Source organism: Wenzhouxiangella sp. 15190, assembly GCF_003417465.1.
Lineage (GTDB): Bacteria > Pseudomonadota > Gammaproteobacteria > Xanthomonadales > Wenzhouxiangellaceae > Wenzhouxiangella.
The window spans coordinates 39,360-58,975 of sequence record NZ_QVMV01000017.1 but is presented as its reverse complement, the minus strand read 5'-3'; the positions used below and the strand labels follow the sequence as shown (position 1 = coordinate 58,975).

15 protein-coding genes are annotated in these 19,616 nt (G+C 67.1%); 8 read left to right on the top strand and 7 right to left on the bottom strand.

From position 1 onward, the window contains the following. Positions 1 to 309 precede the first annotated feature (309 nt). Genes DZK26_RS04530 through DZK26_RS04520 form a run of 3 tightly spaced genes read left to right on the top strand, consistent with a single transcriptional unit; the run spans position 310 to position 5,119 of the window. On the top strand, positions 310 to 1,923 hold the full coding sequence (locus DZK26_RS04530) for an FAD-binding oxidoreductase (RefSeq protein ID WP_116898912.1): 1,614 nt from the start codon (positions 310 to 312) through the stop codon (positions 1,921 to 1,923). Beyond that, positions 1,920 to 3,557 (top strand): glycerol-3-phosphate dehydrogenase/oxidase, encoded by a 1,638-nt coding sequence (locus tag DZK26_RS04525; protein ID WP_220337229.1) that lies wholly within the window; start codon positions 1,920 to 1,922, stop codon positions 3,555 to 3,557. Before DZK26_RS04530 ends, DZK26_RS04525 begins: the two co-directional genes overlap by 4 nt. Next, on the top strand, positions 3,554 to 5,119 hold the full coding sequence (locus tag DZK26_RS04520) for an FGGY-family carbohydrate kinase (RefSeq protein ID WP_116898913.1): 1,566 nt from the start codon (positions 3,554 to 3,556) through the stop codon (positions 5,117 to 5,119). Before DZK26_RS04525 ends, DZK26_RS04520 begins: the two co-directional genes overlap by 4 nt. Positions 5,120 to 5,450: 331 nt before the next feature. Here DZK26_RS04520 and thiI read toward each other — a convergent pair whose 3' ends face one another. Next, on the bottom strand, positions 5,451 to 6,926 hold the full coding sequence (gene thiI / locus DZK26_RS04515) for a tRNA uracil 4-sulfurtransferase ThiI (RefSeq protein ID WP_116898914.1): 1,476 nt from the start codon (positions 6,924 to 6,926) through the stop codon (positions 5,451 to 5,453). 81 nt (positions 6,927 to 7,007) lie between these two features. Between thiI and DZK26_RS04510 the strand changes: the two genes are divergently transcribed. Then, positions 7,008 to 7,454: a DUF2784 domain-containing protein gene (locus tag DZK26_RS04510; RefSeq protein ID WP_116898915.1), complete on the top strand. Its 447-nt coding sequence runs from the start codon at positions 7,008 to 7,010 to the stop codon at positions 7,452 to 7,454. A gap of 88 nt (positions 7,455 to 7,542) precedes the next feature. Here the strand turns inward: DZK26_RS04510 and DZK26_RS04505 are convergent, their stop codons facing one another. From DZK26_RS04505 to DZK26_RS04485, 5 genes are all read right to left on the bottom strand, one after another. Beyond that, positions 7,543 to 7,755, bottom strand: coding sequence for a DUF2905 domain-containing protein (locus tag DZK26_RS04505; protein ID WP_116898916.1), 213 nt, complete (start codon positions 7,753 to 7,755; stop codon positions 7,543 to 7,545). After that, positions 7,752 to 10,100: a hypothetical protein gene (locus tag DZK26_RS04500; protein ID WP_116898917.1), complete on the bottom strand. Its 2,349-nt coding sequence runs from the start codon at positions 10,098 to 10,100 to the stop codon at positions 7,752 to 7,754. Before DZK26_RS04500 ends, DZK26_RS04505 begins: the two co-directional genes overlap by 4 nt. 10 nt (positions 10,101 to 10,110) lie before the next feature. Next, positions 10,111 to 10,866, bottom strand: a complete 756-nt coding sequence (locus DZK26_RS04495) for a protein-L-isoaspartate(D-aspartate) O-methyltransferase (RefSeq protein ID WP_116898918.1) — start codon at positions 10,864 to 10,866, stop codon at positions 10,111 to 10,113. Between the two features lie 65 nt (positions 10,867 to 10,931). Beyond that, positions 10,932 to 11,567 carry a hypothetical protein gene (locus DZK26_RS04490; RefSeq protein WP_147306702.1) on the bottom strand — a complete coding sequence of 212 codons (636 nt, stop codon included), beginning with the start codon at positions 11,565 to 11,567 and terminating at the stop codon, positions 10,932 to 10,934. A 217-nt stretch (positions 11,568 to 11,784) separates the two neighbouring features. After that, entirely contained in the window at positions 11,785 to 14,238 is a 2,454-nt protein-coding gene (locus tag DZK26_RS04485) for a DUF305 domain-containing protein (RefSeq protein WP_116898920.1), read from the bottom strand. A gap of 227 nt (positions 14,239 to 14,465) precedes the next feature. On the opposite strand from DZK26_RS04485, the gene DZK26_RS04480 reads away from it, so the two are divergent. From DZK26_RS04480 to DZK26_RS04465, 4 genes are all read left to right on the top strand, one after another. Continuing rightward, entirely contained in the window at positions 14,466 to 15,782 is a 1,317-nt protein-coding gene (locus DZK26_RS04480) for a nicotinate phosphoribosyltransferase (RefSeq protein ID WP_404976178.1), read from the top strand. 22 nt (positions 15,783 to 15,804) lie between these two features. After that, on the top strand, positions 15,805 to 16,365 hold the full coding sequence (locus tag DZK26_RS04475) for a phosphoribosyltransferase family protein (RefSeq protein ID WP_181918460.1): 561 nt from the start codon (positions 15,805 to 15,807) through the stop codon (positions 16,363 to 16,365). A 206-nt stretch (positions 16,366 to 16,571) separates the two neighbouring features. Beyond that, entirely contained in the window at positions 16,572 to 16,799 is a 228-nt protein-coding gene (locus tag DZK26_RS04470) for an AbrB/MazE/SpoVT family DNA-binding domain-containing protein (protein ID WP_116898923.1), read from the top strand. A gap of 3 nt (positions 16,800 to 16,802) precedes the next feature. After that, the gene (locus tag DZK26_RS04465) at positions 16,803 to 17,225 is read left to right on the top strand and encodes a type II toxin-antitoxin system death-on-curing family toxin (RefSeq protein WP_116898924.1); all 423 of its coding nucleotides are present in this window, start codon (positions 16,803 to 16,805) and stop codon (positions 17,223 to 17,225) included. A 125-nt stretch (positions 17,226 to 17,350) separates the two neighbouring features. Here the strand turns inward: DZK26_RS04465 and DZK26_RS04460 are convergent, their stop codons facing one another. Beyond that, positions 17,351 to 19,444 carry a S9 family peptidase gene (locus tag DZK26_RS04460; protein WP_116898925.1) on the bottom strand — a complete coding sequence of 698 codons (2,094 nt, stop codon included), beginning with the start codon at positions 19,442 to 19,444 and terminating at the stop codon, positions 17,351 to 17,353. Between the last annotated feature and the right edge of the window lie 172 nt (positions 19,445 to 19,616).

Below are 19,616 nucleotides of genomic sequence, written 5' to 3'. Positions count from 1 at the left end.
GGAGCTGGAGCGAAGACGGAGGCAAAATACTGAAGCCCGCACACCAGCTTGTTCCTGCGGCGCGTCCGCAATCTTTTAAGCGCGCTTTTGGCTACTTTTTTCTCGCGCGAAAAAAGTAGCTCGCCGCAAGAGCCTGCGAAGCAGGCCGGGCGAAACAGAAGTTGACTTGTCGAGACCCGCACCGCGCCCGGTGACAACCATCATTCATTACACCACTTGCTTGAAGCGCTTCCGCCAGTCCCCGCTGGAGCAGGCAGATGCTCTGGAATAATCTGCTAACGTTGCAGCCAGGCAACCTGGGAGAACACCATGCGTCGCTGGAACGGCTGGGGTGACGAGTCGATCGACATGACCCTGCCTGCCTCGGCCGAGTCCTTGCTGTCGGAATTGCTCGGTTCTTCCGCGCCGCTGCCGGACGCGTCGCTGTCCGACGTCGTCGGGCAGGTGCCCGAATCCCGGCTGGCGGGTATCGATCATGCCCTGCTCGAGCGGGATGCCGAAATCCGTATTCGCCACGCCCGCGGCCAGAGCCTGCCGGACTGGCTGGCCATGCGCTCGGGCCATTTCGGCATCTTTCCCGATGCCGTGGCTCGTCCGGAAAGCGGTGAGCAGGTTCGCGAGCTGCTCGAGCTGGCCGCCGAGCACGACGCCATCGTCATTCCATACGGCGGCGGCACTTCCGTGGCGGGGCATATCACGCCCGCGGAATCGCAACGCCCGATCATCACCCTGGCCCTGACGAAGATGAACCGCCTGCTCGATCTCGACGAGGCCAGCGGCGTGGCGACCTTCGGTGCCGGGGCGCGTGGGCCGGAGGTCGAGGCCCAGCTGCGCGCCCGCGGCTACACCCTGGGCCACTTTCCGCAGTCCTGGGAGCTGTCGACCCTCGGCGGCTGGGTGGCCAGCCGTTCCAGCGGCCAGCAGTCGCTGAGATACGGCCGCATCGAACAGTTGTTTGCCGGCGGACGCATCGAGACCCCGTCCGGCCCGCTCGACCTGCCGACCTTTCCCGCCTCGGCCGCCGGACCGGACTTGCGCGAGCTGGTGCTCGGCTCCGAGGGCCGGCTGGGGGTGTTCACCGAGGTGTGCGTTCGGGTCAGCCCGTTGCCGGATGAAGAAATCTTCGAGACGCTCTTCCTGCCCGACTGGCAGCGCGCCTTCGACTGCGCCCGCGAGTTGGTGCGGCAACGCGTCGGGCTTTCGATGCTGCGTGTGGCCAACCCGGCCGAAACCTTCACCGGGCTGCGCCTGGCCGTCGATAAAAAACAGTTGGGTTGGCTAGAGAGATTGCTGCGACTACGCGGCATCGGCGAGGGCAAGTGTATGCTCACCCTGGGCTGTACCGGCCATCGCCCGGCCGTCCACGAAACTCAGCAGCAGGCCCGGACCGTGCTGCGCCGTCACGGCGCCGTGGCGCTGATGCCGGGCAAGCTGGGCCGCAAATGGGCGCACGGGCGCTTTCGCTATCCCTACCTGCGCGAAGCCCTGTGGCGACTCGGCTACGCGGTCGATACCTTCGAAACGGCGCTGGACTGGTCGCGCGTCGACGGCTATATCCGCGACGCGGAAAAACGCGTGGGAACAGCCCTGTCAGATCAAGACGAGCCGGTGCATGTCTTCACCCATCTCTCGCATATCTACCGCCAGGGTTCGAGCGCCTACACCAGCTATCTCTACCGCGTCGGCAACGATTACGACACCGCGCTCGAGCGCTGGCGGATCATCAAGGCCGCTGCCAGCCAGGCCATCGTCGACTGGGGCGGCACCATCAGCCACCAGCATGGAGTGGGCCGCGATCATGCGCCGTATCTTCAAGCCGAAAAGGGCGAGCTGGGGTTGGCCGCCCTCGGCACGCTGTTCCGGCGTTTCGACCCGGACGGTCGCATGAATCCCGGTGTTCTGCTGCCGGAGGACAAGCCGTGAAGCATCCCGACGGCTGGCAGCCCGGCTCGCGCACGGCCCTGCTCGACAGCCTGGCTAACGACGGCGAGCCCTGGGACCTGGTGATCGTTGGCGGCGGCATTACCGGGGCCGGGGTGCTGCGCGAAGCCGCCCGCCGCGGCTGGCGTGTGCTGCTGGTCGAGCAGCGCGATTTCGCCTGGGGCACGTCCAGCCGTTCGGCACGCATGATCCACGGCGGCCTGCGTTATCTCACCCAGGGCGACCTGCGCCTGACCCGCGAGGCGGTGGCCGAACGCGAGCGCCTGCTGCGCGAGGTACCCGGCCTGGTCGAGGAACTGCCCTTTCTCTACCCGGTACGCAAGGGGCAGTTTCCCGGCCGGCGCGTTTTCGGTTCGCTGCTGTGGTTCTACGACCGCTTCGCCGGACGCAGCCGGCATCGTTTTCATTCACCGGAAGAAACTGCCTGGCTGCTGCCGGGCATGGATGAAACCGGTCTGCAGGGTGCGCTGGGCTATGTCGACGCGGTCACCGATGACGCTCGCCTGGTGATGCGCCTGCTCAACGAGGCCCGCCGCGACGGCGGCAAGGCGATCAACTACCTGCGCGCCGATGCCCTGCAGCAATCGGGCGAAACCGTGGACGGGATCGAGCTCGTCGACGAGACCGACGGCAAGCACCTGTCGGTGAAAGCCCGTTGCGTGATCAATGCCACCGGCGCCTGGGCCGACCGGCTGCGGCAGTCCGTCGGCGGGGCGTCGCGCCTGCGCCCGCTCAAGGGTTCGCACCTGGTGGTGGCGGCCTGGCGCCTGCCGGTCTACCAGGCCCTGGCCTGCCCGCATCCGCGCGACGGGCGTTTCGTCTATCTCTACCCCTGGGCCGGCCGCACGGTCATCGGCACCACCGATCTCGACTACGACGGCGACCTCGACAAGGAGGCCGGTATTACCCGCGACGAAATGGCCTACCTGCTCGAAGCGGTGGACGCACAGTTTCCCGGTGCCGGCATCGACGAGAACGATATCGTCTCGACCTGGTCGGGCATCCGCCCGATCGTGGCCAAAGCCGGTGACGACCCGGCCCGCATCGCGCCCTCTAAGGCCAGCCGCGACCACGTCGTGTTCGAAGAAGGCGGGCTGGTCACCGTCACCGGCGGCAAGCTGACCACCTTCCGGCTGATGGCCAACGATGTGCTGCGCCGCGCCGCCCGGGTCATCGGTACCGACTATTTGCCGGATTCCGATGCGCCCGTGTTCGCACCCGCCCCGTCACGCCTGCCCGGCCTGCGCTTCGACCACGACCTGCCGCGCCGCCTCGGCGGGTATTTCGGCAGCGCCGCGGTGCGCCTGCTGGCTGAAGCCGGGCCGGATGAGCGCGAACCCGTACCGGGCACCGACACGCTTTGGGCGGAACTGGGCTGGTCGGCCCGACGCGAGGCGGTGGTGCATCTCGACGATCTGCTGCTGCGCCGCAGCCGCGTGGGGCTGTTGCTGGCCGATGGCGGTGCGCATCTTGCCGGGCGGCTCGAACAACTCTGTCGACGGGATCTTGGCTGGGACGCGTTACGCTGGCAGCAGGAATGGCAGCGCTATCGAGCCATCCATTCAAGCCACTATGCGCGACCGAAACCGGAGCGACCGGACGTGGAGAAACCATGAGCGACCAAGACGAACCGCTGATCCTGGCCATCGACAACGGTACGCAGAGCGTTCGTGCCCTGCTGTTCGACGCCCGCGGCGAACTCGTGGGCCGGCAGAAGATCGAGATCGAGCCCTGGTTTTCCGAGGCGCCGGGGCGGGCCGAGCAGGACCCGGAGCTGTACTGGAAGGAAATCGGCCGGGCCTGCCGCGCACTCTGGGACGACGGTTACGATCCCAAGCGCGTGGCCGCCGTGTCGGTCACCACGCAGCGCAGCACCCAGATCTGCCTGGATGCCGAAGGTCGCCCCCTTCGGCCGGCCATCCTCTGGACCGATCGTCGCCGCGTGAATGTCGATCGGCTGCCGAAAATGCCCCTGCATTGGCGGGTGTTGATCGGGCTGAGCGGTCGCGGCACGGCCCTGAAGCACCTGCGCGAAAACGCCGAATGCAACTGGCTGGCCGTGCACGAACCCGAAACCTGGGAGAAGACCGCCGCCTTCGTCGGCGTATCCGGGTTTCTCAACCATCGCCTGACCGGCCGGCTGGCCGACTCCGTCGGCAGCCAGGTCGGCTACCTGCCCTTCGACTACCGTGCCCGCCGCTGGGCCGGTCCGAAGAGCTGGCGGTGGCCGGCGCTGTCGATCCGGCCCGATCAGCTGCCCGAGCTGGTCAATCCCGGCGACCAACTGGGCGAACTGACCGACTCCGCCGCCGAGCACCTGGGCCTTTCGGCCGGGCTGCCGGTGATCGCCGCCGGTGCCGACAAGGCCTGCGACCTGGTCGGGGCCGGTATCAGCGATCGCCACACAGCCTGCATCAGTTTCGGGACGCGCTCGACCATCAGCGTCCACAGCGCGCGCTATTTCGAGGCGAAACCGCCCATGCCGGCATTTCCCGCCGCCCGCCACGGCTACTTCATGGTCGAGGCGGCCGTGCCCAGGGGCTTCTGGATGGTGAGCTGGTTCAAGGAACAGTTCGGGCTCGAAGAGCGCCAGCGCGCCGAGGCCACCGGGGTCAGCGCCGAATCCCTGCTCGACGAGCTGGTCGACGAGGTGCCGGCGGGTTCGCTGGGCCTGATGCTCCAGCCCTACTGGGGCCACGACATCGATCCCGGGCCGGAAGCCAAGGGTGCGATCATCGGCTTCGGCGACGTGCACACCCGCGCCCATCTCTACCGTGCGCTGCTCGAGGGCGTGGCCTTTGAATTGCGCTCGGGCGCGGAGCGTATCGAACGGCGCAGCAGCCGGCGCCTGCAGGCCCTGCGCGCCTGCGGCGGCGGTGCGCGTTCGGAGCCGGTCATGCAGATCACCGCCGATATCTTCAACTGCCCGGTCGAGCGCCCCCACACGGTCGAGACCTCCGGCCTGGGCGCGGCCATCCTCGCCGCCTATGCCCTGGGCTGGTACCCGAGCGTGCGCGTGGCCACCAACGAGATGACGCGCGTGGGCCACCGCATCGAACCGGATCCCGAAAACCACGCCGTCTACGAAAAGCTCTACCGTCGCGTCTACCGGCGCCTGTACAAGCGCCTCGTCCCGCTGTACCGCGACATCCGCGAAATCACCGGTTACCCGGACTAGACGCGCCACGTACGTTCTGTCGTCCCGGCCCTGAGCCGGGACCCCGCACGCTGGCGTTTCAGCACGTTCTTGCTGAGTGCCGGCTGATCGGTGCGAGGTCCCGGATAGCCGCTTTGCGGCTTCCGGGACGACAGGGAGATTGTCGTCCCGGCCTTGAGCCGGGACCCCGCACGCCGGAATTCGGCACGGCCGGGCTCAATGCCAGCCGATGGCTGCGAGGTCCCCGGATCAGCGCTTGTGCGCTGTCCGGGACGACAGGGAGGTTGTCGTCCCGGCCTCCGAGCCGGGACCCCGCACGCCGGAAATCAACACGGCTTTCGGGACGACAGGCTTATTGGGCCACCGCCGCCAGCTTCTGAAGCCTGCGAATCCCGCCCCGGAAACTCCAGGCCCGATAGCCCTCGCGCCGCATGGCCTCGGCCAGCCAGGCGCTCTTGAGGCCGAACTCGCAGACCAGCAGGTAATCGCGGTCTTTCGGCAGGGCGCCGGCGAAACGGCAGGCCCGGTCGAAATCGAGCTGGATGGAGTCGGGCCAGTGCCAGTCGGCATGTGCCTGCTCGCCGCGCAGGTCGATCACCGCCGTATCGTCCGGCACGTGATCCAGTGACGCCTCGTCACGGCGGGGCGTGGCGAAGTGCGCGCGCTCGATCACCTCGGCCTCGTCGACGAGGCGCTCGATCAGGTCGGTATCGATGTGTTCCTCGAACCGATCCAGCGCACTGGCGCGGGCACTGGTTACCGGCCGGCCGCCGTCGAGCGCGCAGAACTCGGCATTGCCGGAACTCGCCTCGAAGGTGCCGATCTCGTGTGCGCGCTTGAGGATGTCTTCCTTGTTCAGTCCCACCAGCGGACGGATGATCGGCAGCTCGGTGCGCGCGCCGATCGCGCCCAGGTTGGCCAGGGTCTGTGACGACACCTGCCCCAGCGCCTCGCCGGTCACCAACGCGCCGGCCTTCGTATGTTCGGCCAGCCGGCCAGCCGCGCGCATCATCAGTCGCTTGATCATCACCTGCCAGTAGTCGCCCCGGGTCTGGCTGCGCAGTTCGGCGACCACCGGGCGGAAGTCGACCACGAAAAACCGGGCCCTCGAACCGGCCATCCAGCGCTTGTCCAGTTCGGTCAGTACGCGCTGGACGCCGGCGACCTGCTCCGGGCCGGCCAGGTCGAACAGCACGAAATCCATGTCCAGGCCGCGCTGCAGCATCTGCCAGGCGGCCACGGCTGAATCGAAGCCGCCGGAAATCAGTGTCAGCGCACGGCCCTCGGTGCCCAGCGGCAATCCGCCGGGGCCGGGCAACGGGTTACCGAACAGCAGTGCGTCGTCGTTTCGAATTTCCACGTGCACGGCCACTTCCGGGTTGTCCAGGTTGACCCGCCCGCCGGCTTCGACCAGCTTCGTGCCCAGTTGCCGGGCGATATCGTCGCTGATGCGACGCGGATGGCGGCTGTTGCCCACGCGTCGCGGCCGCACGGCGAAGCGCCGACCGTCGACCTCGCCGGCGAACAGACCGGTGCCGGCTTCGATGATGTCGTCGAGCGAATCCCAGTCGAGCGAATGCGCCGTGCGCACGGACTGCACCCCGAACACCCGTGCCAGCAGGGGTGCCGCCGAGGCGGGCAGGTCATGGAGGTCGATGCGGTCGCGGCTGTCAATGAGGCGCGGGGTGTGACCCTTACCCTCGAGCGCGGCCTTGAGATTGCTGCGCAGCTTGCGGTGAAAGCGCCGACGCGTGTGCGACGACTTGGTCGACACCTCGCCGGAGATGCTCAGCGACAGCAGTGGCTTGAGAGTGGGCCGGGTGGACATGGTGCGGGGAGATTCCGGGTCTGCTTCTACAAGTGGGGGAGCGTGAATGAAACGTCAAGGAGAGGAGGCTAGGATGAAGCCATGAGTCGAGAGTTTCTCCACAGCCTTCCGTATCCCGGCCTGCTGGCCGATGCAATACTCGTGATCCACGCGCTGTTCGTGGCGTTCGTCATCGGCGGGCAGGTGGCGGTAATGGTCGGCTGGGTGCGCGGCTGGGTGTGGGTGCGCAATCCCTGGTTCCGGGGGATCCACCTGGTGGTGATCGCCTACATCGTCGGCCAGACCTGGCTCGGCCGGCTCTGCCCGCTGACCGTCTGGGAGGGCGAGCTGCGTCGGGCGGCCGGGCAGGAACATTACGGCGAGAGTTTCATCGGTTACTGGCTGGGTGAACTGCTGTTTCTCGACTTGTCGTGGTCGACGTTCCTGGTGATCTATACCGCGTTCGGAACGCTGGTGGCCGTCAGCTGGGTGCATTTTCCACCGCGGAGGAGAAGGCGGCAGGAGCGATCTCCAGGTCGCGATGATTAACCCACCAGCGGTCGTATCGCCCGGCCGACCACGAAAAGCACGGCGACCACCACGGCGATGATGACCAGGGTTCGGCGCTTGAACCGCTTCATTTGCGAAACAGCAGGTTGACGAGCACGGTCAGTATCAGGCTGACGATGATCATCGATGTGATCGGAATGTACACCCCGCCGGATTCGGTCTCGATGCGGATGTCGCCCGGCAGGCGCCCGAACCAGGACAGTGCATTCGGAAACCGGTGAAGCACCAGTCCGATCACGGCCAGGGCGAGCCCCGCATAGATCAACAGCTTGCCCGTCATTTTTCCTTCAGCTCCGTTGCAGTGCCGGCGCGTTGCCAGGAAAACGCGATCAGCGCGGCCACGGCGTAGCAGGCCGCCGCCGTGGTCACCGTCACCGGCTGGCCGAAGTGTACCGAAAGCAGCGGGGCCAGCGCGGCGGCCGCCACCGAGGCGAAGGCATTGATGCCCCAGCCCCAGGGCATCCAGCGTGGCTGGTCCGACAGCCGGCCCAGCGACCACGGCAGCGGCCGGCCCATGGCCCAGGTCAGCGGCAGCAGCACCAGGCCCAGCGCCACGATGCGCACACCCTGCGGCAGGGCCAGCAGCCACTCGGCGCCGAGCCAGAGAATGCCCAGGGTGATGGCCGCGCCGATGCCAAGCGCGGCGAACACGCGCCTGGGATCGTCGTGCCTGGGCGGCATCGCGCTGCCGATCCCCGCGCCGACGAGGAACAGCGCGAACACGACCGAGGCGGCCAGCACCGGTCGGTCCAGGAACAGGATGGCGCGCTGGAAGATCGCCATCTCCACCAGCATGAAGCCCAGCCCCAGTGCCAGGAACCAGCCGCCGACCGACAGCCGGCGGAACGGCTTTTCCAGGCGCGGCATCCGGCCCAGCGGCACCAGGATGAGCGCGCCGGCGAGCACGGTCACCAGGCCCATCGACAGCACCGACATCACCAGGGTCCAGTCGAGCAGGCTGGCCGCGCGGCGGCCGAGACGCTCGAACAGGACCGGCAGTTGCTGCCACTGCATGGCGCGCCAGAAGTAGGGCCGCTCGAGCGTGGCCGGTTCCGTGGTAAACCACTGCGCCGCCTGCGGCATGGCCGTTGCCGTGAACGCCGCGCGCGCCGCCTCGTGGAACACCGCCTCGTCCAGGACGTGATACTGGTTGGCCTCGGCCGGATCCATGCCCGGCAACCAGACGCGGTCGAACTGCCAGCGCTCGGAAAAGGCGGCGATTTGTTCGATGTTGGCGTTCGAAATCGGGTCGCGGCCGATGAGCACCAGCATCGACTGCATGCCGCGCAGGGCGGCGACGTGTTCTCCGGGATCGGATGCGCCGCGACTTTCCAGCGCGGCGGCGATGGTTGCCAGCAGTCGCGGACCGTTGCGCGGCGGGTAATCGATGCCGACGGCCACCGAGAGCAGGCCGCCGGAAGAAAGGCGCTCCAGCGCGCGCGCCAGGCCGGCGTCGGTCAGCAGGTAGTCCTCGCTGGCGGCGTCGCCACCGGCAAACGCGCCGTCGAGGGCGATCAGCGAGAACTGCCCTTCGCTTCTTCCGAGATAGCGCCAGGGACTGTCCCCGACGGCCTCGAAGCGCGCGCCGCGCTCGCGGGCCAGGGCCGTCAGGCGCCGGTCGGGTTCGAGCCACACCAGGTCGCGATCGACGGCGAAGGCCGGCGTCGACCAGGTCGAGCTGCCCACGGCCAGCACCCGTCCGTCGGGTCGCAGGTTCAGCGGCAGGTTCACCAGCGAAGCTTCGGCATGCGCGGGCAGTCGGGTGTAGTCGTCGCGCAGCGTCACGACGCGGTCGCTGCCGATCACCGCGGCCGAACCCGATTCCACCGGCTGCGTCCAGCCCAGGCTCAGCCCGGGCGCATTGCGCAGGCTGGGCGCGGCGATCACGCTCAGCCGGCCGGCCAGGCCGGGCTTGACCGCGCGCACCTCGGCCCCCGGCAGTTCGGTCAGCCGCGACAGCGCCTTGAAGTCGGAAACCCGGGGCTGGGGCGGTGTATGGACGAAGAACAGGGCTGCGAGCAGCACCACTCCGGCGAGCAGCGCCGGCGCACGCAGCCGGCGGTTGAGGCCCAGTATCACGGCGCAGGCGGCGAGCACGGCGGCCATCATGGCCAGCGCTGATTCGGGGGCGAAGAACACCAGCAGCACGCTGGCGGCGGCCGAGCCCAGGCCGGAACCGAGCAGGTTGGCGCTGTAGAGCCGGGTCGGGTGTGCCGGCCAGCGGGGGAAGACCTGGCCGATGGCCAGACCCGCCCCGAAGAAGGGCAGGAAGGCGGCGAAATCGACCGCCAGTACGCGCAGCATCTCGCCCGGATCCGAAGCGGCGAACACAGGCCTGAGCGCGATGCGGGAGTTGAGCCAGAGCACGAACAGGAAGCCGGCCGCCGCGATCAGCACGCCGGCGATGAACCAGCCGTCACCGAGCGCGCGCTTGCCCAGCAGGGCCAGCACGGTCCCGGCGCAGCCCAGTCCCAGCAGCGCCAGCGAGATCGACAGGCCGGCGAAGTGATGCCAGTGGCTGAACTCGAACAGCCGCAGCAGGATCACCTCGAAACCCAGCAGGCCGCCGGAAACCGCGCCCAGCGCGATCAGGTCCAGCGGCCGGGGTGTGGCGGTCGAGGTCACCGGCCGGGTGTCAGTGATCGCCGGTCAGGGGCACGAAGCGAACGGCCATCAGGTTGCGCGAGCGAGTCGAGCCGTCGGGCCGTTTCTCCACCCGCAGCAGGTTCTGCTGCCAGCCCGATCGCCCCACCGGGATGATCATGCGCTCACCGGGTTCGAGTTGTTCGACCAGCGGCGGCGGGACGTGGTCGGCCGCGGCGGTGACGATGATGCCGTCATACGGCCCGCCTTCGGCGTGGCCGTAGTAGCCGTCGCCGGCCAGCACGGTGACGTTGCCGAAATCCAGCGACGCCAGCTTTTCGGCGGCCGATTCGGCCAGCTCGGGGATGATCTCGATGGAGACCACTTCCACGCCCATGGCCGCGAGCACCGCGGCCTGGTAGCCCGAACCGGTACCCACCTCGAGCACCCGATCGCCCGGCTCGACGTCGAGCTCTTCGCTCATGAACGCGACCATGTAGGGCTGCGAAATGGTCTGGCCGTGGCCGATCGGCAGCGGCCGGTCGTCGTAGGCCTGCCGTCTCTGCGCCTCGGGTACGAACCTGTGGCGGGGTACGTCGCGCATCGCCTCGAGTACGCGTTCGCTGTCGACGCCGCGGGCGGCGACCTGGCCGTCGACCATGTGCGCGCGCTCACTGGCGCGTTCGTCCGGGTACTGGGCGGGCGGTGAGCCACCGCCTTCGAGTAGCAACTCGGGTTGCGGTGGCTCCGCGACTGCAGCCACAGACAGCAGGATGGCAGCCAGGGTGATCAGGGAAGACGGTCGCATGTCGTGGCCCTCCGTCGTTTGCGGCACAACCTCATCATAAAGGCTGCCGCGCGGGCATGCCTGCGTCAGGGCCGCTGCTGGCCGACGGCGACTCGCACCAGCCAGTGCCCGGGCAGGTAGACCAGCAGCGCGGTCGCGAGGCACAAGGCCGCAACGTACAGCGGCGCGGGCAGCCACACCTGTTCGATGCCGAAGGGCGCGTGCGTGTAGTTGAGGTTGCGCTCCGGCTCGCCGAGCCACCAGCCGCCGACGATCGCCACCGAACCGATCAGGCACTGCAGCCAGGGGCCGCGACGGTCGTAGCCGACCTGCTCGCGGCGGCACAGCCAGAGCATGAACAGCGGCAGCCAGACGTGATAGGTGGAGGTCGCCCGCAGGGCCAGCGGGAGTTCATTATTGAACATGTAGGTGGTGATGCCGGTCGGGCTGTCTCCCAGCACCAGCGCGGCGACCAGGTCGAGCGTCCAGACCAGCCCCACCAGAACCACCGTGCCGGCCTGGCTCGACAGCAGCAGGGGCTGGGGCTGCCAGACACACCACAACACGATGAACTGGGCCAGGTTGCACAGCCACCAGAAGTTCTGCGGTCCCTGGGTTGCGATGACCACCGGCACCCAGGCGGCCATCCACAGGGTAAAGAACAGGCGTGCCGGCAGCGGCACGCTGGGGGCCTGGCGGAAGATTGGCCGAGACGGAGCCATCCGCTCAATGTACAACAGTGGCGAGGTCCCGGATAACGGCTGACCGCCGTTTCCGGGACGACAGGGTTATGGGTTTCACCGAGTTTGTCGTCCCGGCCGGAGCGCAGCGAAGAGCCGGGACTCCGCACGCTGTGTATCTGCACGGCCCGACTGATAGCCGGCCGATGGCTGCGAAATCCCGGATAGCCGCTTTGCGGCTTCCGGGACGACAGGCGGATTACTCCGTTGCCTCGGCGATGCCCTGCAGGGTGGCGGCCAGGGCACCCAGGCGCTTGCGGGTGGTGCCTTCGTGCTGGTGCGACTGTTCGCCGAACAGGCTGGCCAGGGATGCCAGCGCCCGCGCGTCGCCCTTGTCGGCCTCGAACGACGCCAGTGCGGCGTCGAGCTGCGCACGATGGTCTTCGCGCAGGATCTCGCTGCGCTCGAGCTGGTCGGCATAGGCGCGCGCGACCACCGGCGTGTCGGGCCAGCTCAGGCGGGTCTGGGTCTGCGGGTTGAACCGCTCGCCGCCGAGCGCGGCCTTGGCCGCGGCGATCTCGTCCTCGCTCAGATGCTCGCTCGGCACCAGTTCGAATACGTCCACGCCTCGGGCGATCTCGGTGCCGTAGATGCGGCCGTCGTACCAGTAGGTCGACCAGTAGCCGCCCATGGTCAGTTCCTCGCCATTGACCGGGCCGCGGTCGAAGAAGGCAATCTCGTAGGGATTGGACGAGTCGGTGAAGTCGACCACCGAGACGCCGCCCTGGTACCAGGCCTGAACGAAGATGTCGCGGCCGGGGACGGGGATGATCGAGCCGTTATGGGCGACGCAGTTTTCTTCCGGGGTCTGCGGTGCGGGCATCTTGAAGTAGCCGCCTTCGACCAGCTCGCCGTCGACGATGTCGTAGAAGGCGTCCGCGCCCCAGTCGAGCGGGTCGGAAGCGCGGCAGCGCGGCCGGCTGCCGCCGCCCCATTCGTCGGTGAACAGCACCTTGGTGCCGTCGTTGTTGAAGGTGGCCGAGTGCCAGTACGCGAAGCCGGGGTCGACAACCTCGTCGATGCGCTGCGGGTTCAGCGGATCGGAAATATCGAACAGGATGCCGTTGCCCGAGCACGCACCGGCGGCCAGGTTCTTCTCGGGAAAGACCGTGATGTCGTGGCAGTGGTCGGTCTCGTTGGTTTCCTGGGTCTCCTCGCCGTGGTCGCCGCCGGCCCACAGGCCGGCCAGGTTGCCGGATTCGGGGTCGGCGAACACCGCCGGGCTGTCGACGATATGGGCGTCCTGCGGTCGCTCGACCGGAATTTCGATGATGTCGATGCGGAACAGCGCCGTGCGCTCGTCGCCGTAGCGGGTGGTATCGACGCAGCCTTCCATTTCCTCTTCCTCGCGCACCGGGGATGTGCCGGAGTTGTAGACGATCAGCGAGCCCGACTCGCCGTCGCCGGAGACGATGGTGTGGGTGTGCGAACCGCGGCAGGTCTGCACGCTGCCGACCTGCACCGGTCGGGTCAGGTCGGAGATATCGAAGATACGCAGGCCCCGGAAGCGGTCCTCGCTGACCTTGCCGGCCACGCCCATCAGGCCGCAGTCGACCCGGGCACGCATGTCCTGCACCGACATGATCAGCAGGTCGCCGGCGATCGAGACGTCACCCTGCCCGCCGGGACAGACGATGGAACTCATCAGTTCGGGTTTCTCGCTGCTGATGTCGTAGACGTTGAAGCCGTGGTAGTTGCCGGCCACCAGCACATCATCGGTGAAGGCCATGTCCGTGTTGGAGAAACTCAGCAACGACGGGCGTGGCTTGCCGTCGTTCTTGCGGCCACCCTCTTCATCTTCGGCCGCTTCGCCTTCCTGATCGTCGGCTTCCTCTTCGTCCGCCTCGTCCTCGTCGTCCTCGTCTTCATCGTCACGCGGAATCGGCCTTCCGGCGGGATGTTCGGGGTCGAAGAAGCCGTCGGGCTTGGGCAGGGCAGCGACCAGCTCCAGGTTGGAAATCGCCTCGCCGGCGTCGCGGAATCCGGCGGCCAGGCCGACGCGCGGGTCGGGCGAGAAACCGGCCAGCATGGCGGTCATGCGCTCGATCTCGGATTCCTGGTCGTTGACGACGTCGGTGGTGAACTCGTACAGCACCGGGTCCTGGGCCGAACCAGTGGTCTCGATCAGCTCGTCGACCATGGTGATCGCGCCCTGGTGGTGGTCGATCATCAGCTCGAGGAACAGGCGGTCGAAGTCCGGGCCGCTGGCGGCCTTCAGTTCTTCGATTTCCTCGGGGCTGGCCATGCCGGCCATGTCGTGATGGGTGTGCATGGCGTCGTGTTCGGTCGGGTCGGGCACTTCCTCGCCGTGATCGCGCAGCCAGTCCTGCATGAAGGCGATCTCGTCTTTCTGCGAGGCGGTGATGCGCTCGGCCAGCTCGGTCATCTCGTTGCGCCCGGTGCGCTCGGCCACCAGGTCCGACATCACCAGGGCCTGGTGATGGTGCGGAATCATGTCGGTCATGAAGGTCACGTCGGCCTCCGAGTAGCCGATGCTGGCCAGGTCGATCGCCTCCTCGGCATTGATCGTGCGGCTGGGCTCGCCCGGCTTGCCGGGCTGCACGATGGGGGGCTGGGCCACGGCGGCACCGAAAAGGCCGGCGATCACCGCCAGCGCGAGCAGAGGCTGGAACACCTTCGAAACTGCAGACATCAATTGCTTCCTGAATACTGGGGGACCGCAGAATCTAGCAGATTCCGGTTTTGCGGGTGGGGATGGTCGTCACATTCCCGGCAATCACCCATGCATCAGCACCGGACGGCGACGCCGGGCGGGCTGCGTTAATATGGATGGCGAATCCGAAACGGGTAGGACTTGTGCACTCGGACCACACCAGCGAGCCGTATATCAGCGGCTCGAGCGCCGCGCTGTTCACCGACATGTACCAGCTAACCATGGCCCAGGCCTACGTCGCCGAGGGCATGTCTCAGCCGGCGACCTTCAGCCTGTTCTATCGCAACCTGCCCGACAACCGGAACTACATCCTCTCGTGCGGCATCGAGGACGTCGTCGATTTCCTGTGCGACCTGCGATTCGGCGACGACGATCTCGAGTACCTGCGCGATACCGGCAAGTTCTCCGATGCGTTTGTGGAATGGTTGTCGGACTTCGAGTTCACCGGCGAGGTGCACGCGCTGCCCGACGGCACGCCGGTGTTTCCGCAGGAGCCGCTGCTGGAAGTCACCGCGCCGGTGGCGCAGGCCCAGATCGTCGAGACCTGGGCGATGAACCAGATGCACGTGCAGTCGGTGCTGGTGACCAAGGCCGCGCGCATCGTCCAATCCGCCCGTGGTCGGCCGGTGCTCGATTTCGGGCTGCGCCGGATTCACGGCGCCGACAACGGGCTGAAGGCGGCCAAGGCCTTTCACGTGGCGGGCGTGACGGCAACCTCCAACGTCCTCGCCGGCAAGACCTACGGCATCCCCATCTCCGGCACCATGGCGCACAGCTACGTGCAGGCCCACGACAGTGAAATGGACGCCTTTCGCAAGTTCGCCGCCGAGTTTCCTGAGACGGTCCTGCTGGTCGACACCTTCGATACGATCGCGGGTGTGAAGAAGGTGGTTCAACTGGCCCGGGAGCTGGGCGACGAATTCCGGGTCAGCGGCATCCGCATTGACTCGGGTGATCTCGTCGAGCTGGCCCGCGAGTCACGCGAAATCCTCGACGAGGCCGGGCTGGACAAGGTTTCGATCTTCGTCAGCGGCGGCCTGGACGAATTCGAGATCCGCGACATGCTCGAAGAAGGCGCGCCCATCGACGGTTTCGGCGTCGGCACCGCCATGGGCATGTCGCCCGACGCCCCCGACCTGGATATCGCCTACAAGCTGGTCGAATATGCCGGCGAAGGCCGCATGAAGCTCTCCAGCGGCAAGCCGACGCTGCCCGGCGCCAAGCAGATCTTTCGCCGCTACGATGGCGACAAGGCGATCGGCGACACGCTCGGGCGTCGCGACGAAGCGCTGGAAGGAAGCCCCCTGCTCGAGCCCTTCGTTATCGACGGGCGTCGCCGGCGCGAGGCTGACGATCCCGACCGGGCGCGCGAGCGGGCCGGCCGCCGGCTGGGTGCGCTGGCGGAAGAGATTCTGGCCGTTGAGCGCGCGGACAATCCGTATCCGGTCGGGCTCAGCGATGCACTCGCCGACCACCGCGACCGTGTGGAGGCCGCCGCCAGGCGTGCGGCCGAGGCTAACTGACGAATTCAGCAGGATCGGACACGTGACCCGAAGCGAAGGCGACGAGAAAAGCGAACTGCAGGTCATCGACGCCGACGGCGTGGAGGGCTTGCTCGACGAGCTGGCCGGGCGCATCGCGCCCCACATCGGTGCCTCGACGGTGCTGGTCGGCATCGTCCGGCGCGGCAAGCCCCTTGCCGAGATGCTGGCCGATCGACTGGCGCGAGATCACGGCCGCCATCCCGAAATCGGCGTGCTCGAACTCAAGCGCTATAGCGACTCGCTGGAACTGCTGCACCATCGCCCGCACCTCGACGACGATGAACTCGACGTCGATATCGAGGACCGTCACATGATCCTGGTCGACGACGTGCTCTACACGGGCGAGACCATGTTTCATGCGGCCTGCTACCTGCGCGCCGAGGGCGCCACTCACATCCAGACCGCCTTCCTGTGCGCACGGCCGGGCCTGAAGATGCCGGTGCACGCCGACTTCGTCGGCGCGCGCTTCGATATCCGCCCGGACTGGGTCATCCACTGCACCGTGCCGCCCTACGAGAGCCACCTCGGGATCGAACTGGCCCACCAGGACGTGCTGCGCTGAAACCCCAACCCCTGTCGTCCCGGCCCCCGAGCCGGGACCCCGCACGCCGGAATCCGGCACGGTCTTGGCTGAGGGGCAAATTGCCCGTGCGAGATCCCGGATCAGCGCTCAAGCGCTGTCCGGGATGACAGGGGAATGCCTTATGGGAAAAGAGCGCGTAATACGTTTGTTATACTGACCAAATCAAGTACTCCGGAGCACCAACCATGACCCGCAAGCTGAAAGTTTCCGCCATCGGCAATTCCACCGGCGTGATCCTGCCCAAGGACGTGCTCGAACGCCTGCGCGTGGGCCGCGGCGACGAGCTGATGGTGCGCGAAACGCCCGACGGCATCGTGCTCAGCCCGTACGACCCGGAGATGGCGCGGCAGATGGATGTGGCCGAGAAGATCATGCGAGAGGATCGCGAACTTCTGCGCAAGCTCGCGCAATGAGCCATGCCTGAACCGACCTGGATAACTGAGGAATTCGCCCTAGCGATTCACGAACGGCAGCTGGCCGAGCACGGGGGCGGAACCGGCATTCGTGATCGCGGTATGTTCGAATCGGCCATGGCGCGTCCGCGCCAGTTGTATGCATACGGGGGCGACAGTGCGGACATTCCAGCATTGGTCGCGGCCTACGCGTTCGGCCTCGCACGGAATCATCCGTTCGTCGATGGAAACAAGCGGACCGCGTACGTGGTGTGCCGAACCTTCCTGATGATTAACGGCTGGGACCTGGTGAACTCATTGGACGATCGATATGCGGCGTTTATCTCGATGTCTTCCGGTGAAATGGACGAAAAAGCGTTTCGCGGCTGGATGCAAAGTCACGCTCGTCCCCAACAAGTCAGCGAACCTGCCGGCGAATACACCTGAATTCCCTGTCGTCCCGGCCTTGAGCCGGGACCTCGCACGCTGAAGTTTCCGCACGGCCGGACTGAGTGCCGGCCGACAGGTGCGAGATCCCGGATAGCCGCTTTGCGGCTTCCGGGACGACACCGCTATTCTTCTTTCAGATACTCCGCCAGCCAGGCATGCACCTCTTCCCAGAAGTAGCGCGCTTCCTTGCCCTTCATGATCCAGTGGTTGGCATCGTGGAAGACCAGCAGGCGCGAGGGCACCTGCATGCGTTGCAGGTAGCTCCAGGCGGCCAGGGTCTGGTTGAGCGGCACGCGGTAGTCGGACTCGCCGATGGTCAGCATGGTGGGCGTGGAGAAATTCTCGACGTAGCTCGACGGGCTCTGCTCTTCCCACACCTCGCTGTCGCCCCAGGGCGGGCCGTCGTTCATGCGCTCGCGGTGGTAGATGACGTCGCTGGTGGTGTACTGGCCTTCCAGGTCCACCAGGCCGGCGTGGCCGACCAGGGCGTCGAAGCGATCGGTGGTGGCCAGCAGCCAGTTGACCAGGTGGCCGCCGTAGCTCGCGCCGGTGGCCGCCTGGCGCTCGGGGTCGATGAAGTCGAAGCGTTCGGTGGCTAGATCGGCGGCTTCCACCAGTTCCTCGCCCGGGGTTTTCAGCGGATCACCTTCGATGTTGCGCGAGAACTCCGCGCCGTAGCCGACCGAGCCGGTGTAGTCGGTCAGCAGCACCACGTAGCCTTTCGAGGCCAGCAGGTGCGGGCTCCAGCGCACGTGGTCGGCATCCAGCGATGAGCTGAACGGCCCGCCGTGGATGAACAGCACGAGCGGATACTGCTTGGACTCATCGAAGTCCGGCGGCAGCGCCAGCCAGTTGTGGATCTCGCGGCCCTTCTCCGAGGTGAACGAAAACTCGCGGAAGGCGGGGCGGTCCAGGCCTTCGGCGCGCTCGGCGTTGAATTCGCTCAGCGCTTCGTGCTGGCCGCTGGTGGCGTCCACGTGAACCACTTCGACCGGCACGGCGGAGCTTTCCCAGTTGGCGACGACCCCATCGTCACCGGCGGCCTGGATGCCGCCGTAGACGCCGCGGCTCTCGGAATCGACCACGGTGATTTCGCTGCCGTCGGCCGTCATGGCGAACAGGCGAACGCGTCCCTGGTCGGCGGCGCTGAAATAGATCGTCTCGCCGTCGGCGGCAAGATCGAACTCGGCCACCGAGCGGTCGAAGCCCTTGGTGAGCACCTCGAGTTCGCCGTCGATACCCTCGCCGTTCCAGGCGGCACGGGCGATCTCGTTGTGGTTGTAGACCCACTCGTTGATCGGCTCGTAGTTGCAGTAGACGAACTCGCCGTCGGCCGAGAACTGCGCGCCGGTGCAGCTGAAGTCGCCGCCGTCGGTGATGCGTTGCGGTTCGCCGCCTTCGACCGGCACGCGATAAAGATGCCGGCGCACCACCGAGTGCGCGGCCTCGTGCAGGTTTTCCGTGGCAGTGATCAGCAGTGCTTCGCCGTCTGGTGTCCAGGCCGCCTGTAGTCCGCCCTCGTAGCCGGGGCCGGAGACCAGCTCGGTGCCGAACATCAGGTCGGTGGGCTCGTCATCCGATTCGGGGTCGGCGTCGACCACGAACAGGCGCTTGTGCTTCTCATTGCGCCAGGTGTCCCAGTCGCGCACCGGGAAATGCTCGTAACGCGAGACGTTCATGCCGTCTTCGTCTTCTTCCTTCTTGCGCTCGGCGTTGGCCTCGCTGCCATCGGCGTCCGGCCACACGCTGCTTTCGAAGGCGATGTGCTCGCCGTCCGGGCTCCACTGCGGATTGGACGCACCCATCGAGAAGTCCGTGATCCGCCGGGCTTCGCCCGGGCCGGTCATGTCCATCACGTGGATCTGGGCCTGGGCGTCTTCTTCATCGCTGCGCTTGGCCGAAAACGCGATCATCTTTCCGTCCGGGTGCCAGTCCACGCCGGACTCGCCGCCGGGGGTGGCCGTCAGCCGGCGCGGCGGCTCGGAGCCGTCGACGGTGATCAACCACAGGTCGGAGACGTCCTCGTCTTCCTCGTAGGACGGTTCGGTCACCGATACCACGGCATGCTCGCCGTCCGGGCTGACCACCGGCGAACCCAGCCGCTTCATCAGCCAGACGTCCTCGTGGGTGACCGGCCGCAGTTCCGAGTCCTGGGCCAGGACCGACGCGGCGGCGAAAATGAAGCAAAGAACAAAGCAAACGAACAGTCGGCGCATCTCGGCGATTCCTTTTGGCAACAACCGTCAATCCTAACCAATGAGCGGGCCGAAGGGTGCGAGGTCCCGGATAAGCGCTACGCGCTTTCCGGGACGACGTGTGGAGGAATTCCCAACCCTGTCGTCCCGGCCGGAGCGCAGCGGAGAGCCGGGACCGCGCACACCGGGATGC

Bases quoted from the DNA above. Each gene is read 5' to 3' on its own strand.
- DZK26_RS04470 (WP_116898923.1), top strand. From the start codon at position 16,572: ATGACCCGCAAGCTGAAAGTTTCCGCCATCGGCAATTCCACCGGCGTG.
- DZK26_RS04480 (WP_404976178.1), top strand. From the start codon at position 14,466: ATGTACCAGCTAACCATGGCCCAGGCCTACGTCGCCGAGGGCATGTCT.
- DZK26_RS04495 (WP_116898918.1), bottom strand. From the start codon at position 10,866: ATGCGACCGTCTTCCCTGATCACCCTGGCTGCCATCCTGCTGTCTGTG.
- DZK26_RS04465 (WP_116898924.1), top strand. From the start codon at position 16,803: ATGCCTGAACCGACCTGGATAACTGAGGAATTCGCCCTAGCGATTCAC.
- DZK26_RS04490 (WP_147306702.1), bottom strand. From the start codon at position 11,567: ATGGCTCCGTCTCGGCCAATCTTCCGCCAGGCCCCCAGCGTGCCGCTG.
- DZK26_RS04460 (WP_116898925.1), bottom strand. From the start codon at position 19,444: ATGCGCCGACTGTTCGTTTGCTTTGTTCTTTGCTTCATTTTCGCCGCC.
- DZK26_RS04505 (WP_116898916.1), bottom strand. From the start codon at position 7,755: ATGACGGGCAAGCTGTTGATCTATGCGGGGCTCGCCCTGGCCGTGATC.
- DZK26_RS04520 (WP_116898913.1), top strand. From the start codon at position 3,554: ATGAGCGACCAAGACGAACCGCTGATCCTGGCCATCGACAACGGTACG.
- DZK26_RS04485 (WP_116898920.1), bottom strand. From the start codon at position 14,238: ATGTCTGCAGTTTCGAAGGTGTTCCAGCCTCTGCTCGCGCTGGCGGTG.
- DZK26_RS04530 (WP_116898912.1), top strand. From the start codon at position 310: ATGCGTCGCTGGAACGGCTGGGGTGACGAGTCGATCGACATGACCCTG.
- DZK26_RS04510 (WP_116898915.1), top strand. From the start codon at position 7,008: ATGAGTCGAGAGTTTCTCCACAGCCTTCCGTATCCCGGCCTGCTGGCC.
- thiI (WP_116898914.1), bottom strand. From the start codon at position 6,926: ATGTCCACCCGGCCCACTCTCAAGCCACTGCTGTCGCTGAGCATCTCC.